Source organism: Microbulbifer maximicatervae (SeqCode) (assembly GCF_052467955.1).
Map to the genome: position 1 here is coordinate 2,345,820 of NZ_CP174329.1, position 21,489 is coordinate 2,367,308.

The 21,489-nt window shown below is 43.3% G+C and carries 17 protein-coding genes and 1 pseudogene; 12 read left to right on the forward strand and 6 right to left on the reverse strand.

Annotated features, from left to right (window positions below; genetic code table 11):
- Positions 1 to 3: 3 nt before the first annotated feature.
- Positions 4 to 1,386, reverse strand: coding sequence for an amidase family protein (locus tag ACJJI5_RS10135; RefSeq protein WP_444913464.1), 1,383 nt, complete (start codon positions 1,384 to 1,386; stop codon positions 4 to 6).
- Positions 1,387 to 1,566: 180 nt separating this feature from the next.
- On the opposite strand from ACJJI5_RS10135, the gene ACJJI5_RS10140 reads away from it, so the two are divergent.
- Positions 1,567 to 2,148 (forward strand): HAD family hydrolase, encoded by a 582-nt coding sequence (locus tag ACJJI5_RS10140; RefSeq protein WP_282933239.1) that lies wholly within the window; start codon positions 1,567 to 1,569, stop codon positions 2,146 to 2,148.
- A gap of 474 nt (positions 2,149 to 2,622) precedes the next feature.
- Positions 2,623 to 3,012: a hypothetical protein gene (locus ACJJI5_RS10145; protein ID WP_445356177.1), complete on the forward strand. Its 390-nt coding sequence runs from the start codon at positions 2,623 to 2,625 to the stop codon at positions 3,010 to 3,012.
- Between the two features lie 28 nt (positions 3,013 to 3,040).
- Here ACJJI5_RS10145 and ACJJI5_RS10150 read toward each other — a convergent pair whose 3' ends face one another.
- Positions 3,041 to 3,982: an IS110 family RNA-guided transposase gene (locus tag ACJJI5_RS10150; protein WP_445354646.1), complete on the reverse strand. Its 942-nt coding sequence runs from the start codon at positions 3,980 to 3,982 to the stop codon at positions 3,041 to 3,043.
- Positions 3,983 to 4,656: 674 nt separating this feature from the next.
- Between ACJJI5_RS10150 and ACJJI5_RS10155 the strand changes: the two genes are divergently transcribed.
- From ACJJI5_RS10155 to ACJJI5_RS22355, 4 genes are all read left to right on the forward strand, one after another.
- Positions 4,657 to 5,025 carry a hypothetical protein gene (locus tag ACJJI5_RS10155; RefSeq protein WP_445356178.1) on the forward strand — a complete coding sequence of 123 codons (369 nt, stop codon included), beginning with the start codon at positions 4,657 to 4,659 and terminating at the stop codon, positions 5,023 to 5,025.
- Positions 5,026 to 5,170: 145 nt separating this feature from the next.
- On the forward strand, positions 5,171 to 5,617 hold the full coding sequence (locus ACJJI5_RS10160) for a hypothetical protein (RefSeq protein WP_445356179.1): 447 nt from the start codon (positions 5,171 to 5,173) through the stop codon (positions 5,615 to 5,617).
- Positions 5,618 to 6,522: 905 nt separating this feature from the next.
- Positions 6,523 to 6,771 (forward strand): hypothetical protein, encoded by a 249-nt coding sequence (locus tag ACJJI5_RS10165; RefSeq protein ID WP_445356180.1) that lies wholly within the window; start codon positions 6,523 to 6,525, stop codon positions 6,769 to 6,771.
- 88 nt (positions 6,772 to 6,859) lie between these two features.
- Positions 6,860 to 7,213 carry a DUF6559 family protein gene (locus tag ACJJI5_RS22355; protein ID WP_507018991.1) on the forward strand — a complete coding sequence of 118 codons (354 nt, stop codon included), beginning with the start codon at positions 6,860 to 6,862 and terminating at the stop codon, positions 7,211 to 7,213.
- A 417-nt stretch (positions 7,214 to 7,630) separates the two neighbouring features.
- Here ACJJI5_RS22355 and ACJJI5_RS10170 read toward each other — a convergent pair.
- Positions 7,631 to 8,769, reverse strand: a protein-coding gene (locus ACJJI5_RS10170; RefSeq protein ID WP_445354143.1) for an IS3 family transposase whose coding sequence is annotated in 2 segments (ribosomal slippage) — positions 7,631 to 8,520 and positions 8,520 to 8,769 — 1,140 coding nt in all. Because the reading frame shifts where the segments join, the coding sequence is not laid out codon by codon here.
- A gap of 37 nt (positions 8,770 to 8,806) precedes the next feature.
- On the opposite strand from ACJJI5_RS10170, the gene ACJJI5_RS10175 reads away from it, so the two are divergent.
- From ACJJI5_RS10175 to ACJJI5_RS10200, 6 genes and pseudogenes are all read left to right on the forward strand, one after another.
- The gene (locus ACJJI5_RS10175) at positions 8,807 to 9,577 is read left to right on the forward strand and encodes an IS3 family transposase (protein ID WP_445356181.1); all 771 of its coding nucleotides are present in this window, start codon (positions 8,807 to 8,809) and stop codon (positions 9,575 to 9,577) included.
- A gap of 2,317 nt (positions 9,578 to 11,894) precedes the next feature.
- Positions 11,895 to 12,716, forward strand: a complete 822-nt coding sequence (locus ACJJI5_RS10180; protein WP_445356182.1) for a trypsin-like serine protease — start codon at positions 11,895 to 11,897, stop codon at positions 12,714 to 12,716.
- A gap of 442 nt (positions 12,717 to 13,158) precedes the next feature.
- A pseudogene (locus ACJJI5_RS10185) lies at positions 13,159 to 13,305 on the forward strand (hypothetical protein); the annotation flags it as partial.
- Between the two features lie 55 nt (positions 13,306 to 13,360).
- Positions 13,361 to 13,756 (forward strand): acyltransferase family protein, encoded by a 396-nt coding sequence (locus tag ACJJI5_RS10190; RefSeq protein ID WP_445356183.1) that lies wholly within the window; start codon positions 13,361 to 13,363, stop codon positions 13,754 to 13,756.
- 18 nt (positions 13,757 to 13,774) lie between these two features.
- Entirely contained in the window at positions 13,775 to 14,518 is a 744-nt protein-coding gene (locus ACJJI5_RS10195) for a hypothetical protein (RefSeq protein ID WP_445356184.1), read from the forward strand.
- 860 nt (positions 14,519 to 15,378) lie between these two features.
- Positions 15,379 to 16,434, forward strand: a complete 1,056-nt coding sequence (locus ACJJI5_RS10200) for an acyltransferase family protein (protein ID WP_445356185.1) — start codon at positions 15,379 to 15,381, stop codon at positions 16,432 to 16,434.
- A gap of 528 nt (positions 16,435 to 16,962) precedes the next feature.
- Here the strand turns inward: ACJJI5_RS10200 and ACJJI5_RS10205 are convergent.
- The 3 genes from ACJJI5_RS10205 to ACJJI5_RS10215 form a co-directional block, all read right to left on the reverse strand.
- Positions 16,963 to 17,640: a hypothetical protein gene (locus ACJJI5_RS10205; protein WP_445356186.1), complete on the reverse strand. Its 678-nt coding sequence runs from the start codon at positions 17,638 to 17,640 to the stop codon at positions 16,963 to 16,965.
- A gap of 714 nt (positions 17,641 to 18,354) precedes the next feature.
- On the reverse strand, positions 18,355 to 20,334 hold the full coding sequence (locus ACJJI5_RS10210; RefSeq protein ID WP_445356187.1) for an alkyl/aryl-sulfatase: 1,980 nt from the start codon (positions 20,332 to 20,334) through the stop codon (positions 18,355 to 18,357).
- A 554-nt stretch (positions 20,335 to 20,888) separates the two neighbouring features.
- On the reverse strand, positions 20,889 to 21,278 hold the full coding sequence (locus ACJJI5_RS10215; protein ID WP_445356188.1) for a hypothetical protein: 390 nt from the start codon (positions 21,276 to 21,278) through the stop codon (positions 20,889 to 20,891).
- Positions 21,279 to 21,489: the final 211 nt, after the last annotated feature.

Genomic DNA, 21,489 nt, shown 5'->3' on the forward strand with positions numbered 1-21,489 from the left:
CTCTTACTTTTGGAGTGTTATTGCCTGTTCGATCTGTCTAGCTACGGCAAGTAGTGCCAAATCCGCTCCGGGTAACCCATCTATCTCCAGGCCCACCGGTAATCCATTGGTACTTGGCCCGATGGGGATGCTGATGCTCGGGGCACCGGTAACTGGTGCGGAGACATTGTTGTATATCAGTGTGTCCAGGGTGGGGAGTGTCTGTCCATTTAGCTCCAGTTGATATGAGGATGTTTCCAGGGGTTGCGCTTCGATAGGAGCAGTTGGAAATACGATCGCGTCCAGTTGATGCTGCTGGATGATCTTCGAATAGCTCTCGTGCACAGCAGGCAATTTCTTTAAGGCCGCTTGATAAGCTGAGTCTGGCGGCGCCTTAGGGCCGAGCACTGATTCCTGATAGACCTCTTTCACATCCTCACTTTTGATCATTGCTACCAAACCCTCTAGTTGAGTTTGTGGTTGATAATTCGCCAGAAAATGCCCCATGGCAGTCCGCATCTGATGAAACCCGACGGGAAATCCGATTTCGAGAGCGGCGCTGACTATTGGTGAAAGGTCTACTTCTACCAGGTCTACTCCGGCATCAATAAGGGTACTGATTAGAGCCCTGAAAGACTGGCTTACTCCAGGTGAGAGGTTGTCAAATAGAGGATGGGCAAGCCCCAAGCGCAACTGATTGATTGGCTTGCATTGGGGTACGGAGACTCCTGTCATCACTTCAAACAGATAGATGGTATCTTCGACACTAACAGCCATAGGGCCGATCGTGTCAAATGCTGGCACAGAGGGTACGACTCCTTGGCAGCTAAGGCTGCCAGTTGAAGGGCGAAAGCCAACAATACCAGTTAACGCCGCCGGTAATCTGACGGAGCCGGCGGTATCGGTGCCGAGGCCAGCGGGCACAATCCCCGCGGCTACAGCAACAGCGGTGCCCCCCGATGAACCGCCGGGGAAGCAAGCGATGTCCCACGGATTCCTTACGGCACCAAATGCAGCGTTATTGGAGGTTACGCCAAAGGCGAGCTCATGTAGATTGGTCTTCCCAACCACTATGGCCCCACATCCCTCTAGCCGCTCAACCACTGGGGCAGAGGACTTCGGCAGAAAGTTCATGCCAAGGGTCCCAGCAGTGGTATGCATACCCTTTACATTGATATTGTCTTTAACAGCGATGGGGATACCGGCAAGGGGCCTACGGTGGCTACCGGAGGCCAATTCCCTGTCAATGCATTTGGCTTTTTGAAGGGCGCCATGCCGATCGAGGCAGATAAAAGCATTGAGTTCGGAATGAGCAACTGCATTGTCACAAGCTTCTTCAATCAGTGATACTGCGCTAATCTTTCTTGCGAGCACCATCTCCACAAGCTCATGAAGGGAAGTCGTCATAGTTTGCTTACTAGCTTCTGATTGTACTTGGGATCTTAGATCATAGTGAGAAAGAAAGTAGGACGATAAGAATGATATTGGCTAATTTGATAGCACTAGCCTTGATCTCTCCGAGGCGTATCTGATGGTGAAGAGTGAGCAGCGCGTTTCTGGCCATTGAAAATATGAGGGTTATGGGTTTTGAAAATTGATGTATTACTGTTTGATCTCGGCGGCGTACTAATAGAGCTAAAAGGCCGTCCATTACCAACCGGTAAAGCGCCTGTGACTGATGTCATTATCTCCGGTCCGGTAAGGCAGTTTGAGAGAGGAGAAATCACCACGGAAGAATTTGCAAACGCTTTAAAATCTCAATTGGAAATAGAGGAATCGATAGAGACTATTATCGATCATTTCACAAACTGGCCTGCTGGATTCTATCCAGGAGCAATTGAATTACTCAGTTCTCTAGAGAAAAACTACAAAGTGGCCGCATTGACAAATACCAATGAACTTCACTGGCCACGCATCACTCATGAATTTAATGCACATAACTATTTGGGCAGAATATTCGCTTCCCACCTTATAGGTATGGCAAAGCCCGATGAAGCATTTTTCAAGCATGCGCTTGAGCAGCTGGAAGTCGAAGCCAGTAGTGTTGTGTATATGGATGATATCTCTAGAAACGTAGAGGTGGCGAATAAGGTGGGTATGACTGCGTTTCATACCAAGGGTTTTGATTCGGTGTTGGAAGTGATAGAACGTTTAAATATTCAAAAATAGATTTTTGGCAGTAAGAAAGGTTAGAGGTATAACAGATTATTGTGTATAGGTAGTTTCTTGGCCTTTAAAATCTACTTAAGCCATCCAGACATGCCTGCCCTCAACTTGCTCCCTCTTTCTGAATATTAATTTTCAGGAGCTTGCTCACGGTTAAGCTCATTTGAATGTTGGTCAGATTATAATTTACGCCAGTTGGTAAGTGCCAGCTTGGAGAAATATGATCATGATGAGTGTTATTTCTGGGTTCGGCTGAAAGTTTGTGGAAAACACTTAAAAATTATGGGGTTACGTGAGTAGGGTGAAATTGAGATAGTAGTCATGGTGATCGTTTTTGTAGTTTGTTTAATCGTGCCATTTTAGTGTAACTAGCTGATTTCTAATGAGAAACTGTAGTGGCGGCGGTAGATTGATTATGAGATAGTAGTCAATACAATAGTGGTCAGAGTGATTACTATATAAATGTTATATTTCTCTATGAATATCAAAGCAAGAATAGAAAAAATCGAAAACACGGAGTATGAAAGCTTTGTGATCCTTGATGAGTCTAATATCCCAAGCATTTCATCTATAAGTCTATTCAATCCAGAGCAAAAAAGAATCTCTATAGGCGAGCACATAGATTGCCCTGTACGAATCTGCTTCGTTCGTGATGTTCTATCTAAAGAGTTATCTTCACCTCAATACCTAAGGCAGGTAAAAAATACTACTGAAGCCTGCGGTATCGTACAGTCAGTAGATTCCGATGGCGATTTCATATGCGATATAAAAGGTGTTGGTAGTATCCCCGTAGAACTGGAGGAGAATATCGAGCTTTCTGTCGGTTCAGCAGTATCATTTAAGGGCGAGCTACGTGCCGAAATATAACAAGTGACTATGGTTACTCGTCAAGTTTTTAAGCCATACTTTCATCCCAGTAGGTGTTGTTTTTCACCATTGTATTCAGGATCGTAATCTGCTTTCTCATGCAGGCAACCAGAGCAACCTTTTTAGGTTTGCCAGCGTCGACTAATCGCTTATACATGGGCTTTAGTTTGGGATGATGTTGTATGGCCGACATGATGGAAACAAAAAGAACCGTGCGTACGCGATGCCTTCCACCTCGAATATATCGTTTGCCCTGGAAGTTGCCGCTATCACGGTTCATCGGGGCGATACCGACAAGTGCAGCGATTTCTTTACGGTTCAATTGTCCTAGCTCAGGAAGTTCACTCATTAACGTATAGGCCAATACATTTCCGACCCCTTTGGCACTCAACAATAGGTCACGCCTTTGCCGCCACTCGGACACACTGTTAACCAGTTTATCCAGTTGCTTGTCGATACCTTGTAGCTCTTTCTTGATGGTGTTTAGAATGGTCTGTATAGGTTTGTGTACTGATTTCGGCATTCTCTGAAGCCGATTCTTTTGCATTGTACTCATCTCTAAACACTGACTTCTTACCGCCAGTAAGTCACTGATCTCCCTAAGTTTTTCTGGTTTTGGCACCGACAGCCCTGGCTTCATGGCCTCACCAAAATGTGCAATATCCATTGCATCTAGCTTGTCAGTTTTGGCGAGGCGCCCTGCGGATTTAGCGAAGCTCCTTATCTGCGACGGATTGCAAACAACAATAGGTAATCCGGCTTTGTCGGCGGCGCAAACAAACTCTAACTCGAGCCTTCCCGTAGACTCTATTAATACTCTTTGAGGTTTAAGAGGTTGTAGTTGTTTAATGGCATCTTTAATGCCATTTTTATCATTGGCAACACTAAAGAACTGGCCAGTAGGTCTCACATAAATATCGAGTTGTTTACTGCTGGTATCGATACCGACATTGATCTCTTGAGGTTCCATAAGATAAGCTATCTCCGCCTTGCTATTCGGGCTCGAGGCCCACATGACTATCCGAGTTATGCCTAGTGAGTGCTTATCACGTTCATACTTGTTATCGGTCTTTTACGAACCAGCCAAGCAGCGAACTGTGATAAACAAGGCCTTCGGTGGCCGCCGAAGGTGGGTCTCAATTTACCCGTTAACGAAAAGGATTTTCAACATCAGAATCGGGCAAGAACAACCATACAAGTCAATCAACTACGCGCCTGCGGCGCCGGACGCAGCAAAGCTGCGCCGGTTATTGAGGCGTTATTGTGGCGGTCATTTTTTAGGTAGTTTGAAGTTGCTGCAAGCACCAATCTTTTCCTGAGCACATTTCTCCAGAGAGTTTTCCTGCAAGTTGGCACCGCAGTTCCGTTCAAGTGCCTTCGTTTAAAGCCAACAAGTTCTGCAAGCTAGCTGCAGCATTGTGGAGTGCCAGTCAGTTAGTTAACCGGTGGGGAAAGTATGGTATTTTTCCCAGTAAATTTATCGGGCAGTGGCCAGCCAAAGGTGGCAGGCAGAGAGCAAGTAGGTCGTTCAGAGCGCGCCAGCTATAACCAGGCCAGGCAAGCTCGCCCAGCTGGAGGCTGGGCTGGACAGCCTACGCTTTGCTTCGGCTGCCCTTGCTGGCAACGTTAGGCCTAAGGGATAGTATGTTTCAGATAGCAACTGTAATTCTTATTTTGGTAATTGGCTTTTTCCTGTTTAAAGGAAACTCCCTAGATAGTGAAATAAGTGAAACCGATACTGAGCTCTGGGTAATGATTGAAACAAATGACTACTTTCTTTCTCAATCAGAATTGCAAATAGAAAATGATGTGATTGAACTAATCGAAGGAAAGGGACTTGGAGAATCTGATGGCCATAGTAGTGGAGCTCATCAATTCGATTTCAATTTCTATAATGTTCAAAATTTTAGCCAAGCGAAGAAAGATATTACTGATTTACTTAACTCAAAGTATCCAAATCTCAATTATGTGATATCTGATACTTATGAGACAACTTTTGACATAATCAATTAGGTATTTGGTCATGTTCAAAATTCAAACAAGGCCTAACAAGCGGCTGCAATCTGACCTCCGGCCACTGTCACCTTTTGTGCAAAAAACCGCACAAAAGGCGCCAGCAGCCTCTGGCAGTTGAGCCGGGCGTTATGAGCTTTAAACTATGAAGCACACTCTTATAATACTAGCTTTAATGTCATCCTTGGCTGCTGCAAGTGGAGGGCCTAAAGAGGTTTCTCTGACACCAGAGCTAGCCGCGAAACTAGGTTTTCATATAAGCGTGAAGCCAGAAGGCCCAGCAATAATGTTTGAGCTTAAAGGCCCAAAAGAAAGCCCTTCTGGTTGTCCGGCATCTAGAAGTGGCACCTTTCTACTTGGTAAAAATAGTGAGGAGTTGCTGGTTCATATAACAGAGCTACCTGCATCAAAATCAGGGCCAGAAGCAATTGGTTACTTTACAGGTAACAAGCATACAATGGGTGTTTTTATCGATTATCTCTGTAAAGGCGAAAAGGTTTTAAAGAGTGTGCGTTACACCGTGCAATCAACCAGCGACTGGCTCATAACAAGTAAAGGCACTGGACGCAGCAAAGTTGCGCCCGTGCTTTAGGCGTTAAAACACCCAATGATCGAATTCATACAATCCATCACTGAGAGTGAACTTAGGTTTATAGCGAAAAGTGACTACGGCACAGATACTGACGATTACTATAAAAGCCTTAAAAGCATAATCTTCGGTCAGGGCTGCATCATGACAACTAGCCAAAGTTATGTTCCCGGAGAAGTGATATCTTTATGCTCAAACTATCCTACCGAAAGGCATGAGCGTGAGTTCACAATATGTAACTTGTTAGTGATCATTAATCGGGGTGTATTTCACCTTAAAGACTCTGACTTAGAGTCAAAGCTCGAGGCCAATAGAGGCCTCTATAGAAGTCTTGGTGCTAAGTACTCAGACCTCATACTTGGCGCGTACAGGTGGTCTGGGTTTTAACAAAGCCGGGCAATTTGCTCCGGGCCTACGGCCCTCCGCGGGACAGCGTACCTTGTGCACCTTTTGCGCAGGTCGCTGTGCTCCCAGTTTCACGCAAAATGCGCACAAGGTAAGCTGCCCATGCCGGCGGCGTTATTGTGGCGGTCGGTTTTATTGAGTTTTCGTGGTAACTGAAGGTTTAGTGCCATTAAATAGCATACGGTGTTGAGCAATTTTACTGATCGCTATTTAAGCAGTTTCGCTCCTAGAGCGTTTGCTCGGGTGTTGTAAAAAAAGGCAGTCCGGTGCAATTTCGTGGAGTGTCGGTAAGATAGGAATGAGTTGGGGAAAGTGCGGTAATCTCTCCTCGTAAATATTGAGCAGCGGCCAGCCAAACTGCTAGTAGCCAGTCCTGAGCGCGCCAGCTATAACCAGGCTAGTCAAGCTCGCCAACCCCTTCGGGGCTGGGCTGGACAGCCTACGCTCTGCTTCGGCTGCCCTTGCTGGCGGCGTTATGCGTAACATATAGTGAAGAGAAAGACGTGAGAGATCCTAAGAGAATACAAGGAATTCAAGAGCTCATAGAAAAGCTCTGGGAAAAAGATCCTGATCTTAGGTTCATGCAGCTTATATATAATATTCAAAGCAGTATTTCTTACAGCAATGATGATTTAGGTAAAGTTGTTAGTGAAGAGCAAGATGGTTTTGAGCGTACAGGCTATGACCTGTTCAACCTAGAAGATGACATACTTATTCAGCATCTAAAAAATATGGTAGAAAATAATGGCTAGTATAAGTTCGCATAACCAGCTAAGGCATCGGATACTCAAAGCCTACGGCTTTTCGGTCCGCTGCTTAGGGCGTTAAAGGTACTCAATAGTGTGGCCCTTGAAATTTACAAGTAAGCGCAAGGCCATACAGATCTTCAAAAGGGATTTGAGGCGTAAATTGTCAGATGATTGGGGTAACAAGAGGAAATATTTGGCCTCTGAGGTAACTAATAGTGTTCAAAGCCACTACCCCAAATTATCTAAGTATGAAATGTACGCAATATACATGTGGTCAGAAAAAAAGCAGTTTGATAAATATTGTACAGAATCTAACATAAACCTTGCCTCAATCGAGGCTAAGAAAGAGATTGGATCTGTTGTCATCTCCATGAGTAATAGCGATTCTACCGGATTAGAATTAGATTCTAGCAACGATTTTTCGGGCTCAGGAGGTTTGGATTGAACCCATCTTTAACAAGGCTAGCCAGTATCGCCCACTACGTAGGCTGGACCTCCGTTTCGGCGCTTCGCGCCTACACTACGGTCGCTGCTAGCGGGGTTAAGCCCATATAGTGCTAATGCATACACCTCACTACATGGATTCACACTGCTATATGGCTCACACACCGTATATGTCTCTCTCAAGATTGAGAGGTGGTGAGTCGTTTCTCTCGTTTGAACTATCGGAAATTACACCCTATGAAAAATTTATTGAGTATTTCCCAGGTATTAAATGCGAGCCATTAGAGTTTTTATATCAAACCCATAAAACAATATGCGCAATGGATAAGTATCTTTATGAGGATCTGGTTCGCCATTGCTGGAGGTCGATAAGCTGGGCAGCATGGATTGTTGTGGTCAACTCCAACCGGACACTTCTTCAAGCACATTTCTCAAATTCGATAGGGGCTAGGTCTCCCAGTGTTGTGTGTATTCTGCGTGAGTTGTAATAAGCAATATAGGCTCTTACATCCGCTACCGCATCCTCCCTTGTCGGATAAAGGTTTCCTGTTACCCACTCCCGCTTCAGGCTGCTGAAGAAACGTTCAGTCGGTGCGTTGTCCCAACAATTTCCCTTACGGCTCATTGAACACACCATCCCATGCTGACTCAATAACGTTTGGTAGGTATGGCTGGCATACTGACTGCCACGATCAGAGTGATGCAGGAGACCTTTTGGGGGCGAACGCAAATTGACAGCCATCATCAACGCACGAGTTACCAGGGCCGTTTCCATCTTCCGATCTAGATGCCAACCAATAATCCGGCGCGAATAGAGATCAATCACTACCGCCAAGTACAACCAGCCCTGCGAAGTCCAAATATATGTAATATCAGTCGTCCAAACTTGATTTTTAGCACTCGGTGAGAACTCCCTATTCAGAAGGTTCTCTGCGACCGGTAGGTGATGTTTACTGTCTGTCGTTATTGTAAATCGCTTCTTACGCTTTACTGCCAAGCCTAGCTTTTTCATGAGCTTGCGGACTCGATAGCGCCCGACTTCAAAACCTTCTTTACGTAACAGCTTCATTAACCGACGACTTCCGAGGCTCTGTCTAGATTCTGCAAATAGGGCCTTCAAACGATGGCATAGTTGCCATGTTTGAGCATCTATTGAGCTATTACCACGGCAACACCAATCGTAATAGCCAGTCTTACTTACCTGCATTACCCGGCAGAGCACCCTAACAGGAAAGCTGCCTTGCTGTTTTTCAATAAAGCTGTACTTTATTTCATTTCTTTCGCAAAGAAGGCGCTGGCCTTTTTTAGGATTTCTTTCTCCATCCGCAACTGCTTATTTTCACGTCGTAATCGCTCTAATTCTGCGCGCTCACCTACATCCAACCTTACACCGTCTTCTTCCTGCTTCAGTTCCTTTATCCAGCGTCGCAGGTTATTGGCTGTTGTTCCTACAGCCTCTGCTGCTTTAGAAATTGAATACCCTTGCTCAGAGACTAGCGCTACGGCGTCTTTCTTAAATTCCGGCTTGAAATACCGGCGTGTACCTTTTGTTGTCATACTTCACCTCGCTTGGTAGTTTTACCATCTTAGCGAAGTGTCCGGAAGGATTAGACCACTACAATTGATACAAGAGCATGTAGGGTCATTCCCGGTTAGCTTGATGTGTCGGAGTTTAGAAGTCTCAAGATCGGGATATTATCGATGGCGGGTGAGGTTGCCAGCTCCACGCACGATTAGAAAGATACGAACAATCGAGAAAATCCGAGAGACGTTTACTGCGTTTAAAGGTTGTTATGGCGCGCCTAGAATCGCTTGCGAGCTTCAAGAGTTAGGTGAGCCATGCTCACGGAACTACGTCGCTAAGCTTATGCAACAGGAGCATATTAAAGCGAGAAACGTCAAAGGCTTTCGATATAGTCAGCCCGTAGAGGGGAGCATTAACGTCTCCGCCAACTTGCTTAAGCGTTGCTTTGATGTGGATCGACCAAATTGTCGCTGGACCAGTGACATTACGTATATCTGGGTTCTGGAGCGGTGCTTGTACCTCGCGGTAGCTATGGATCTGTACTCTCGACGTATTGTAGGTTGGGCATTTGACTCGCAGATGACCGATGAATTGACATGTCGAGCATTGAAAATGGCCCTAGAGCGAAGACCAATAAAGCCTGGACTGCTAGTTCACTCTGACAGGGATGTGCAATATCGATCGCAGAAATACCAGGATCTTTTGTCCGAAAGCAAGTGCAAGCCGAGTATGAGTCGTCAGGCTACCTGTTGGGATAATACGGCAATGGAATCATTCTTTAGCAGGCTAAAATTCGAGCTGGTCTATGCCAGAATATTCGAAGGCGAAGAGCAAGTATAATCTAAGGTGTTTGAATACATTGAGATTTTGTACAATAAGGTTGATGTGTATTCTGCATTGGGCTATGTAAGTCCGGCAGAGTATGAGCGTAAATATACATAGTTAGAGTGTCTACTTTTTGTAGGTAAGACCAACGTCGGTAATCATTTGAGGTTTAGCATGAAATCAGAACTAATAATAATTCACGCATATTTTTGGCCTAAACTGTGTGGATATTTATATTTAGCTTATTTTCACATTAGAAATATAGAGCATCGAACATGGTTTGATAGTTTAGAGTTTTTTGCGATGATTCCTCTTTATATTCTCTGTGCGCTTTTCATATTTGGGTTTAGCATTAAGCGTACTTTAATTCCCAAAATTTGGCTTATCTTAGTGGCCGCGAATGCTGCATTTCACCAGTTTCTATACTATGAAGACTTATATGATTTGCTAAGAAATTTGGCGTTATTCTGGCCTATTTATGTAATCACATTTGTATATTTGTTCATAAATAAAGGAAAGGGAGCAAACGTATAAAGAACCTTGAAGGTGGACAGTCACAAGCTGTACTCAAAAGCATATCATAGCTTGCGACTGCCGCCTAACGGGGCGTTAATTTTATTATGAATGTTGATAGCTTTGCCGAATTCGGAATAAGAACACAGAACAACAGAATGGGTTTTTGTTCCTCGAAATAAAAAAGTGAGCGGACGAATTTATAAATGATGAAACTATGTACCCATGGTATAGCTTACTGTTGTCCCAAAAGGGGATGTTCGCGAGTGAGTGAATTCGATTGAATTATTCCGATATCTTTGAGCAGTATGGAACGCAATGGAAGGGCACGTGGTTAACAAGGAAAGAAGAGTTTTATGAATTTGATGTAATAACAGGTCGAGCCAATAAAGGTCATTGAAAATTGATGGTTGGTCTAGGTTTTACCCTGAAGTGTCAGGGGTATTGGGAAAACGCCTACTTTTATAGCTCTGTAGCTGCTATCGGAATATGGTCAAAGATAACAAGTAACTATGGTCGCTCGTCAATTTTTTAAGTCATACTATTCACCCCAATAGGTGTTATTTTTCACCATCGTATTTAGGATCATAATCTGCTTTCTCATGCAGTCAATCAGAGCGACCTTTTTAGGTTTACCAGCGTCGGCTAATTGCTTACACATCGACTTTAGTTTGGGATGATGCTGCATGGCTGGCATGGCTGGCATGGCTGGCATGGCTGGCATGGCTGCATGCTTGGCAACAAGCAGAACCGTGCGTACACGATGTCTTCGGCTCCGAATATATCTCTTTCACTGGAGGCTATTTCTTTGATGATTAAACTTTCCTGATTCAGGAGGTTTACACATCAGCGTATAAGCCAATACATTTCCGACGCCTTTGGTACTTAAGAATAGGTCGCATCTTTACCGCCATTCAGGCCCACCGTTAACTAGTTTATAAGGTTGTTTGCCTATACCTTGTAGCTCTCTCTTGATTGTGTTTAGAATGGTCTGGGTAGGTTTTACACTGATTTTGGCATCCTCTGAAGCCGATTATTTTGCATTTATTCATTTCTAAACACTGGCTTCATACGGCCAGCAAGCTACTGGTCTTCCTAATTTTTTCTGGCTTTATCACAGGTAGTCTAGGTTTCAAAGTTTCACCAAAACGTGCAATGTCAATAGCGCCTAGTTTGTCAGTCTCGACGAGTCGTCCGAGGGACTATGTAAAGTTTCATATCTACGAAGGGTTGCAGGCAGCAATAAGCAACTCCGCTCTGTCTGTGGCACAAATGAGCTCTATGTTAAGTCTCCCGGTAGACTCTGTTAATGCTCTTCGAGGCTTAATAGGTTGTAATTGCTTAATGGTATTTTTATCATTGTCAACACTAAAGTGTTGGCCAGTAGGTCTCACGTAAATATTGAGTTCTCTACTGCTGGTATTGATGCCGACATTGATCTCTTGAGGTCCCATAAGATAAGCTATCTCCGACTTGCTATTCGGGCTCGAGGCCCACATGGCTTTTCGAGTTATGCCTAGTGGTTGCTTATCATATTCATACATGTTGTCGATCTTTTATGAGTAGGTTAGACAGCGAACTGTGATAAACAAGGCTTTCGGTGGCCGCTGAAGGTGGGACTCAATTTATCCGTCACTGAAAAGGACTTTCAACATCAGAATTGGGGAAGAGCAACCATACAAGATAAATCTCATAAGGAAGTATAGACCTATCACTTTGCTTGCAAAAATACTCGAGTAAACTGCTAGCTTTACACTACTCGTATTTAGGACGTTAGCCTATCGACAGTTGTTTCGGAGTAAATGTTGGAATGAAGGATATGAAAAATATAAAACCATACTTTTTCTCGCTCATACTTACAGTATCTTTTGCGGCCAATGCCATAGTCATTCGTCATGATATTGAAGATAATAAATATCAAATTCCCGTATCTACCTTCCCAGCGCTTGTTGACTTTCCAGGTGAAGGGCACGGTGTATTAATTTACCCTCAATGGGTTGTTACAGCTGCACATGTAGCTTGTATGCAGCATTGTATTGAGGAGATAATGATTAGCGGCCTATCGCGTAAGGTAGAGACAGTAATTGTACATCCAGGATACAAGGAACCACCTTCAACTCTTGTTGAAAATGCATTAGCCTCGGGTGATGGATCAAATTTGAGAGAGTTTTTGGCATTGTCCGATGATATTGCGCTTATTAAGCTTAAAGAACCAATTGCCGATGTTGAACCGGTCTCTCTTTTTCTTGGTAGTGATGAGAAAGGCAAGACTGTCCAAATAATCGGCAAGGGGGCGACGGGCAATGGCTATGATGGAGTGGAGCCTCAAAGTCCCCATCGAACCACTTTACGCCGAGCTTATAATGTCATTTCTAATGTAGATGTACGTTGGATTTCCTACAAATTCGATTCGCCAAAATCTGCTATTCCACTCGAGGGTGTGTCGGGTAGTGGCGATAGTGGAAGCCCCGTCCTCATTAAGGAAAATGAGAAATGGTATCTTGCTGGTCTTGCTTCGTGGGCCTCTAGTGAAAAAGATCTTCGTACATATCGTGGCCCACTTTACGGTGATCTCGGAAATAGCGTTCGTATTTCTCATTATATAGTATGGATCGAAAGCACCATATCTGCCGAGGAATAAAAATAGTGATCCACGCTGACGGGAAGCTAGCGAAGTGTTGATCGGCATGAGAAATAAGACTTACCTACGTTTAGTAGGCGCTCTGTATGGTTAAGATTAGGCCTAACAAGGGGCGTATCATGGGTAAGAAAGAACTCAGGCGTATACGAACAGGGTTTGCAGAGAGGCAGTTTAGAGGGCGGCCAAGTCAGGGGTAATTATTGACCTGTAGCACGAAAGCCCGGCGTCAGTTAACAGCAGATTTGCGGATTTAAACTGTTGCCTGATAAGCAGTAAGAGTTAGGCGAGTCGTGCTCACGGATCTATGTCGCTAAGCTTATGCAATAGGAGCATAGACTAATAGTTCACTCTGACAGGGGTGTGTAATATTGTTCGGATAAATGCCAGGATCTCTTGTCTGAAAGCAAGTGTAAGCCGAGTATGAGATGCCAGGCTAAAAGTCGAGTTGGTCTATGCCGGAACACTCGAAAGCGAAGAGCAAACAAAATCTGAGGTGTTTGAATACATTGAGGTTTCCTACTATAGGATTCGTGGGCACTCTGCATTAGGCTATATGGGTTTAGTAGAGTATGGGAGTAAATGCACATAGTTAGAGTGTATACTTTTTGTGGGAAAGTCCAAAGCCAATGGAAGGTTCGGGTTAAATGAAAGAAAGAAGATATTCAGAATTAGACTGGTTAAGAGTTTTTCTAATCTTGGCCGTCTTCTTACATCATGTGTTCATGCCGTTTAATGGGGATGGTTGGCATGTGATGAATGGAAAATCAAGTAAGTTACTTGATGATATCATGGTGTATTTTGAGCAGCTAAGATTACATACTCTCTTTTTTATCGCTGGAGTAGGTAGCCTGCTTTTACTAAAAAAGATTAATACGAGAACATTTATCGTCAATAAGTTCCATCGGCTTTTTGTCCCACTAATTGTTGGCATGGTACTCATAGTGCCACCTCAAAATTACTTCGAAAACATAAATGACTACAAAAGTATAATTGATGCGTATCAGCATCTATCTCTGACATTTGAATCTAATCATCTTTGATTTATCGAGTTCCTTATTGTGTTTATGCTACTTGCCGTGCCTTTTAAGTCAGGGCTCGACAGCCAAGTGGGTAAAGCCTTTATTATCAGACTTGAGCGGCTAGCGTTATTTAAGCATGGATTGTTTTCACTTGTCCTTGTAGTTCTATTGTTGAGATGCGGCCTTAAACTTCTAATGCCTGCTCAAGATAACAGTATTGATAACTTATCTGTATCGTTGTTTTTCTTGCTGTTCTTCATGGCTGGTATGTGTTTCATGAGTAGTCCTAAAATATGGCAGTCTGTGACTAACAACCGGTCAATCAATTTAAAATGGTTCATATTCAGCACTGTTCTATTTTATGGTTACTACTTCAAACCTGATATTAGCGAATATGTACCACTAGCGGTACGTTGGCAGCTTTGGTGGTTAGTTTGTACACTTGTTTCTTGGTCTGGGCTGTTGGTATTAGTGGGGTATGCAAGTGCGTTCTTCAAGCAAACACCCAAATGGCTACATACCGCAAATGAATTGATTTATCCATTCTATATATTGCACCAAACAGTTATCGTTGCGCTTGCCTTTTATATAGTGCAATGGGATGCAAGTATTGCGGTAAAGTCAATGAGCCTATTACTTGGTGCGTCCCTTGTATGTATTTTGCTATGTTATTTTGTCGTAAAGCCTGTAGGTATTTTTCGTTATCTGTTTGGTTTAAAGTCAAAGCGTGTAGTTTATAAGAGTTTAAGTCAGCAGGGCGCTGCAAGCGATGCCTCAGTTTGAGGTGGTCATTTTTTAGATGATTTGTAGTTGCAAGCACCACTGAACACACATCTCAGAGAGTTTTTCTGGAAGCTAGCATAGCCGTTTCGTTCGAGCACCTACATTTTGAGCTAACAAGCTCCACAAGTTATCAGCGCTATTTGTCAGGGACTGTCAGGTAGTTAACTGAGAAGCAAAGTATGGTATTTTCCCTGTAAATCTATCTGACAGCGGTTAGCCAAAGGCGGTTGGCAGAGTATGTAGGTCGTTCAAAGGTCGTCAGCTGTAACCAGGCCAGGCAAGATCTCCCGCCGGAGACTAGGTTGGACAGCCTACGTTCCTCTTTGACTGCCCTTTATTGCAACGTTATATGCATAGGTAGCAAAATTGAAAAAGCGTTCTTAATCCCATTCATATTAAGCATTTCTTATTACATTTCCTGATGTATATTCAGAGCTGCTAATTTGCACTGGGATAATGGCTACAATATCCCTGGCTTTCTGATACTAATACTATCATACCCTTGGACCTTAATTACCATTTATCAGTCACCAATATTATTTATGGATAATTTTGTTGACTTTTACCCAAGAGCATTAATTTTAGATATCATTGCTAGCTTGGGTTTTAGTTCAATTTTTTACCAGTAGTTTACCTAGGTAGATTATGTGTTCGTAAAGCATATAATATGCTGGCGCATTTGAAAGCGAAGAGTAAGTAAAATCTGAAGTGTTTGAATATATTTAAATTTATACAATAAGATTGATGGGCAATTCTGCATAGGGCAATGTAAGTCCATCAGGGCATGAGCGTAAATATACATAGTTAGAATGTCTACTTTTTGTGGGCATGACTAATGTCTTTCTAGTTAGGAGTAGATTTTGGAAATTAGGAAGCTTAATACATTGCGGGGATTAGCAGCTCTAATTGTTTTTGTTACCCATTTTAGCGACATTACGAATTGGTTTGATGGCGTATTGGGTGGCGGTTCTGGAGCATACGGTGTAATGCTATTTTTCTTGCTCAGTGGCTTTTTGATGTCATATCTCTATTTGGAGAAAGACTTCACAAAAGCCAACGTCACATATTATTTTTTAGCGAGAATGGGAAGAGTTTTACCTTTATACTTGGTTGTGGTAGTTGGATCTTATTTACTATCAATTTCAGGTGACAATACTCTTTACAGTATACCTGATCTTAATGCGCTATTAGGTCATTTGCTGTTCTTGTATGGAGAGAGCATTCTATGGTCAATTCCACCAGAAATACAGTTTTATTTCATTTTTATAATTTTCTGGGCATGTGCTAGGAATCGGTCTGGTTATATTTATCTTTCTATTTTCACTTTAATGATTTTACTATTTTTCTCCAATTTCCCGAGAATATATGGTGAAGTTTATGGTATTCCATATAATGAGTTTAATGTGCTTAGGGGTTTGCCGTTTTTCTTTGTCGGCGTTATATTCGGGATGAACTATAAATCTCTCAAAGTTCCGCGGTATCTTAGAAAGCACTGGTTTATATTAGCGCTTTGTTTAATTCCTCTGATGTATCCTGATTTAACAATGATTACCTCTGATGCAAAACAGAAAATGTGGCTAAGTTACGAAGTGTTACTGGTAATGAGTTGTGTTTTCTTTTGTGTAGTGTTTTTAGTTCCGAATAATAATATTCTACTAGCTAATAGGTTTGGCGATTTTTTCGGGAAGATTTCATATTCTTTGTACTTGCTGCATATGCCAATTATTGTGCAAGTAAATAACTTAAATTTATCTGTTGAGCAAAAGTTGACACTATCTTTCTCTTTAAGTGTACTGGCTGCATACATTTCTTTTCATTTTTTTGAGAAGCCTATTGCTAAGAAAATACGAAGCATGTCATCTGACAAGTCAAAGCAAAGGGCGAAACAAGGCTGCGCCTCTGCTAAAGGAGTTTGAAACCTCTCCTTATCGAGTAGATGCTTTCCTTTTGAATAGGATAGAAGAGTGCGCATAAAATAGTAAGTGAGAAACGTGTGATTGGATACGCATCAGAGCTCAAAGTTGGAGTTGTAGCTCCAGCAGAAGATCTTCAAGTCGACATGGTTACTATTGCCAAATTAATGAGAGCGTATCCTGTGGTGATATTTACGAGGCGACAAATAACTTAAGTTATCGATACTGCCCAAATCCTAAGCATGGATAGGCAAATAAGGTTTGGCTTTCAGTTAGTAAATATATAATCAGATGACTTACTGAATGTTAGTTAACAGTTCTTGCAAAAGCTCTCAGTGCAGTTAGGTGGATTTATTTATAGCTTGCCTTGCAAATAGAATCATAGAAATATAGATGGAAACTGACAAGGGCGCTCAGTGCTTTATCTCTGCCGCCCTTGCCACTAGCGATAACTCATGCAATTAAGTTGTACTCTAATTCTTAACTGCATACCACAATGAACTCGATGTATTATTGGAGTTGTTAATTATGTTAGTCCTCAGGGGGTGGTGGTGGAGGGGGCGGCGGTGGTTCGCTAGGGCTGTGCGGTGCGAGGGTAATTAGTAGAGTAACAACGCAGATTGCCTTCATTGTGAGGCCGCCAAGCAAACAAAAAATCAAAGCAAGAGAGTCGTCGTGAAGGTAGGTTAAGACGGGAAACAGCTGTGGTCTTTCCGGTGGTCGACCTTCCTGAATAGCCTCAACTAGGCGCTTTCCTTCTTCACTAATTTCTATTCTGCTTACAAGTGCTTGTCGAAGAGTTAAGAGCCATTTCTCCGTTGTGTCATACTTTTTTAATCCCTCTTTAAGAGCTGTCGCCAATGTTTCATCGACCTCTGTATTGGCGCGTATCTTTATTAAAAGAGAATCCGCATCAAGCCTTAGAATTTCTGAAAGACTCTCCTTGAGTTGATCAAGAGATTCAAGTGCAGTCTGAGACGCTTCAATCATGCACTCAAGTGATTGAAGTATATACAACGACCAGACGTCTAATGTCCCAGAGGAAGTTAGTAACTCATCGTAGTATTTTGAATCTACCGCGAGACTATCTTCAATCCGTGTTGCTGCAAGGATTTTAGCGCGAAATGATCGATAAGACTTAAAATCCCTGACTGTCGTATCTGTTGCAGCAATCGTTGTTGCTGCCGTAAGTTCCATTATGTCTTCCATTGTCCATTTCCATTGTCCAATATGATTTAATAATGCGGTGGGGACAGTAATTATTTTATGTGGGCCAATCAAGCTGTTGTAAGGTTTTGTAATTTCCGTTGTTGACGGCTAGAAGAACTATTACGTATTTGTTGTTTGGTGCGTAATATCAATAAATAGTAATAGGTTTGATTTGTGAATGTTGTCTATTTCTATTGTGAGTAAATTGAGGGTTTTTAAGTTGGATTTAATATATGGTTGGCTTAGGTTGTGATTCTGCGGTTATAGGTTTTTATGCGTGGTTTATAGCAGATTGGCTTTTAGGGCGGAGTGAGGTGGGTGGTGAGTAATCTTATTATGTGCCGAGATTATCTTAATCACTGCAGAGGCTGTTTTAGAGACTCTTGTAAATTAATCTATCTAAGAAGTTTCCTGCAGAACTTTGCATTCTGTGTGTCATGATTTTCAATTGGGTTGAACAGTTGTTGAATGCTGATGCAGGTTTGAAATAGGCGAATGGTAGTTAGTTTGACAGATGGGTTCACGTGCTATGCGGGGTACATACTATCAATCGGTAGTATGACTTTCTTGGGTAGGGAGAATTTGGCCTTGTAAACATACAGAGCCCAAAAGGCTCTGTATTGTTTGGGTTGGTATGGGTCAGATATCTGCTGTTATCAGGCGTATTACAGTTTGTAGTTAGTTAGAATTTTACACGCTGGCCGCTTAACTTCTTCAAGGTGTTACAAGGCTAAAATTACGATCAAATTTATCAAATAACCGCCCAAATTTTATTAGGGCCAAAGGATTTCCGCTCACCTTGAGTCGGCCATCTTTGATTAGAGTAGGGGCGCCTACTAACCCGCTAAACATCATACGTAAGTCGGTACTGTTAAGAGCGAGGCTGGCAGAGGGCTCGCTACTGTGTCGGCCGGGGTAGCCGTGCAGTACCCCATTTTGTACTATGACTAAGTACTTTTCTCCAGTGTCAGTCATATCAATATTTAAGCGGATATCTGCATCTGCCGCTTTCTCACCGTTAAGGCGCACCGCCATCGCGTCGAAAAGCAGCTGGAGAGGGACTCGCGCTACTATTTCTTCATCGGGCAGTATTTCTTCACGGTATTCGATACCATGACGTAATTCCTTGGCTCCGGAGAGATAAAAATTACGCCAGATACCAGATTCTGCCTGGTAGCCGAGTTGTTCCAAGCTATCAGCCAATAGATAACGGGCTTGCTCGTTCTCAGGTTCAGCGAAAACCAAGTGCTTTAGCACCATGGCTACCCAGCGATAATTGCCCTGGGCAAAATCCTGCCGGGCCCGAGCCATAATGGCTTCTCCCCCCCCCATGTAGTCGATGTAGTGCTCTGCAGCTTCTTCCTGAGGAATAGGGTGGAGGTTTGCTGGGTTGCCATCGAAATAACCCAGATAGCGATTGTAAACTGCCTTGGCTCCAACATTGACAGTGCCGTAGTACCCTCGATTGGCCCAAGCCTGAGAAAGGTTCTCGGGCAGCTCAAGGCGCTCTGCAACCTCGACCATATCGTAACCGTGGTTAGCTAGGCGCAGTGTTTGGTCGTGGATATATTTATAAAGATCCCTTTGCTTAGCCAGGTAATCCATAGCTTCATCTTTGCCCCAGGTGGGCCAGTGGTGGCTGCTGAAAACCACCTCAGTCTTATCGCCAAATTTCTCCATGGCGTACTCAATATAGCGACTCCAGGCCTTGGCATCGCGGGTTTTCGCACCGCGCAGAGTGTAAATATTATGCAGTGTATGGTTGGCGATCTCACTCATGCAGAGTGCGTTAAATTGAGGGAAGAAAAACACAATCTCTGCGGGTGCTTCGGCCCCGGGCGTGTTAATGAAGACGATGTCCACTCCATCAACTGTCATCTCTGCACCGGTTTCAGTAATCTCTATTGTTGGCGTAGCTATTCCGTGCTCACCATCTGATACTCGGTTGCCTAAGCCGGAAGAGACGAAACCCTCCGGACTGGAGGGCAGTAAATTTCCAAATTGGTATAACGCACGGCGCTGCATCACATTCCCAGTGCGCACATTCTCGCTAATCGCCTCCTCAGCAAAACCCTCTGGTGCAATAATGTCGATAGAACCGCTCGCGAGTTGTTCTTTAGTCAGAACTCCAGTTATTCCAGCGAAATGGTCTGCGTGGCTATGGGTAAAAATAACGGCACTTACCGGTTGCTCTCCTAGTGCCTTGTTGGCCAGTGCGAGTGCTGCAGCTGCAGTCTCTGCGGAAGTGAGAGGGTCGATAACAATCCAGCCGTTTTCTCCTTGCACCAGAGTCATATTGGCCAGATCCAGCGAGCGCACCTGATAGATACCATCTACCACTTTGAACAGGCCGTTATTCAGGACGTTGAGCTGGGCCTGACGCCAAAGGCTGGGGTTGACGGTATCAGGAGGGGTGCCCTGTAAAAATTGCATCTGGGATAGCCCATAGACTTCCCGACCTTCGGTATTTTTAACTTGGGCGCCGGGAATAGATTCAATAAAGCCTCGTTTAGCCAGCAGAAAATCAGTTTCATCGCCGAAGGGGAGTTGTTTTGCCAGGGATCTATTGTGGGAAATAGTTGCCCTGGAGGCGGGTTTGATTTCGGTATTTAAATTTTCTGTGTGAGTTTTCGGTTCACTACCACAGGCAATCAAAAAGAAGGACAGCAAACACATCAGTATCAGCGAGCGCATTGAGACTCCCCAAAATCGGTGTACATGAAACTTCATTTTTATACTGGGACAGGGTTTTTATTGCCCAGAGTGGCCTTAGCTTCTCCCACCTGCGGTGGCGCGTCAAGACAAGAACTATCCCTTTGGCGGCGTAAAAGTCTTTCTGCAAGGGAAACAGTTTGATGTTACCCACTGGTTAACCAGTTTTGTCATTGGGCTTTGTATTTTCTACCAAGACAGTCACGATTGTCGGCACTGTGATGAGTGAAGAGTTTGTGGTTCTTGAATCGAAGACGCTGGATTGTCGTAGCTGATAGTTTAATCTGATCTGTTTTTATATGCCCTTAGGGATTTTATATTTAGCAGGTTTAGGAAGGTTTCTATGGTAGTGAATGGTCGTAAAGGTAAATTTATTTTTAGCTTTTTTCTGTTGGTACTAGTACCAAGCTGGCCATTCAAAATAGGGTGTCTTATTTATCAAATTCTATTTTAAAAATAAGACACCATCTATTGGAGTTTGAGCAGGTCGCCGATCAAAAATTCTTTAACTTCTATTAATCTAAGTCGAGAAGTAATTAAACGGCAGGTGATATATTTGCGCTCTTCTTAGAGAGCGTTGCGCTTAAGAATGCGAAAAATACTAGAGCTACGATATGAGGCAGGTAAAGTGTGTATTCACTGGTGTGGAAAAAATACAGAGTGGCTTCGCAGGCAATAATGGCAATTGCTGCAGTTGCCCATGGATGCAGTTTTATCAGCCTAGATGCTAAGAAAATGAGTGTGAAAACAATTAGTCCATATCCTAGTAAATGGACAACAAAAATTTCCCAAAGGACAGCCCCTTCGTCTGAAAGGAATGCTTTGAAAGCTTCGGGTATAGCGATGGCTGCAGAATATTCTGTAATTAATGGGCCTAAGTATCCGGCGACTAAGCCTATTATTATTCCAGCTATTGTATTTTTCATTGAATCCATTCAATTTTTATAGAGTTGGCCAACTATACCTTATGTGGAGCTGTAAAAGAAAATACTTGGTTGTTGCCGCAAAAGACTGCGCTTGAAATTGAACTAATTGCCATGATTCATCCGATTAATTTACAGGGGCTGAAAAATTTACGGGGAAGGGAAGTTTGGAGTTGGTACTTTGTGGGTGGTTAGCGAAATGATTCTCCACAAA

Coding starts and splice junctions, on each gene's coding strand:
- ACJJI5_RS10160 (WP_445356179.1), top strand. CDS start 5,171: ATGAAGCACACTCTTATAATACTAGCTTTAATGTCATCCTTGGCTGCT.
- ACJJI5_RS10215 (WP_445356188.1), bottom strand. CDS start 21,278: ATGAAAAATACAATAGCTGGAATAATAATAGGCTTAGTCGCCGGATAC.
- ACJJI5_RS10180 (WP_445356182.1), top strand. CDS start 11,895: ATGAAAAATATAAAACCATACTTTTTCTCGCTCATACTTACAGTATCT.
- ACJJI5_RS10150 (WP_445354646.1), bottom strand. CDS start 3,982: ATGGAACCTCAAGAGATCAATGTCGGTATCGATACCAGCAGTAAACAA.
- ACJJI5_RS10190 (WP_445356183.1), top strand. CDS start 13,361: ATGAAAGAAAGAAGATATTCAGAATTAGACTGGTTAAGAGTTTTTCTA.
- ACJJI5_RS10210 (WP_445356187.1), bottom strand. CDS start 20,334: ATGCGCTCGCTGATACTGATGTGTTTGCTGTCCTTCTTTTTGATTGCC.
- ACJJI5_RS10145 (WP_445356177.1), top strand. CDS start 2,623: ATGAATATCAAAGCAAGAATAGAAAAAATCGAAAACACGGAGTATGAA.
- ACJJI5_RS10205 (WP_445356186.1), bottom strand. CDS start 17,640: ATGGAAGACATAATGGAACTTACGGCAGCAACAACGATTGCTGCAACA.
- ACJJI5_RS10135 (WP_444913464.1), bottom strand. CDS start 1,386: ATGACGACTTCCCTTCATGAGCTTGTGGAGATGGTGCTCGCAAGAAAG.
- ACJJI5_RS10155 (WP_445356178.1), top strand. CDS start 4,657: ATGTTTCAGATAGCAACTGTAATTCTTATTTTGGTAATTGGCTTTTTC.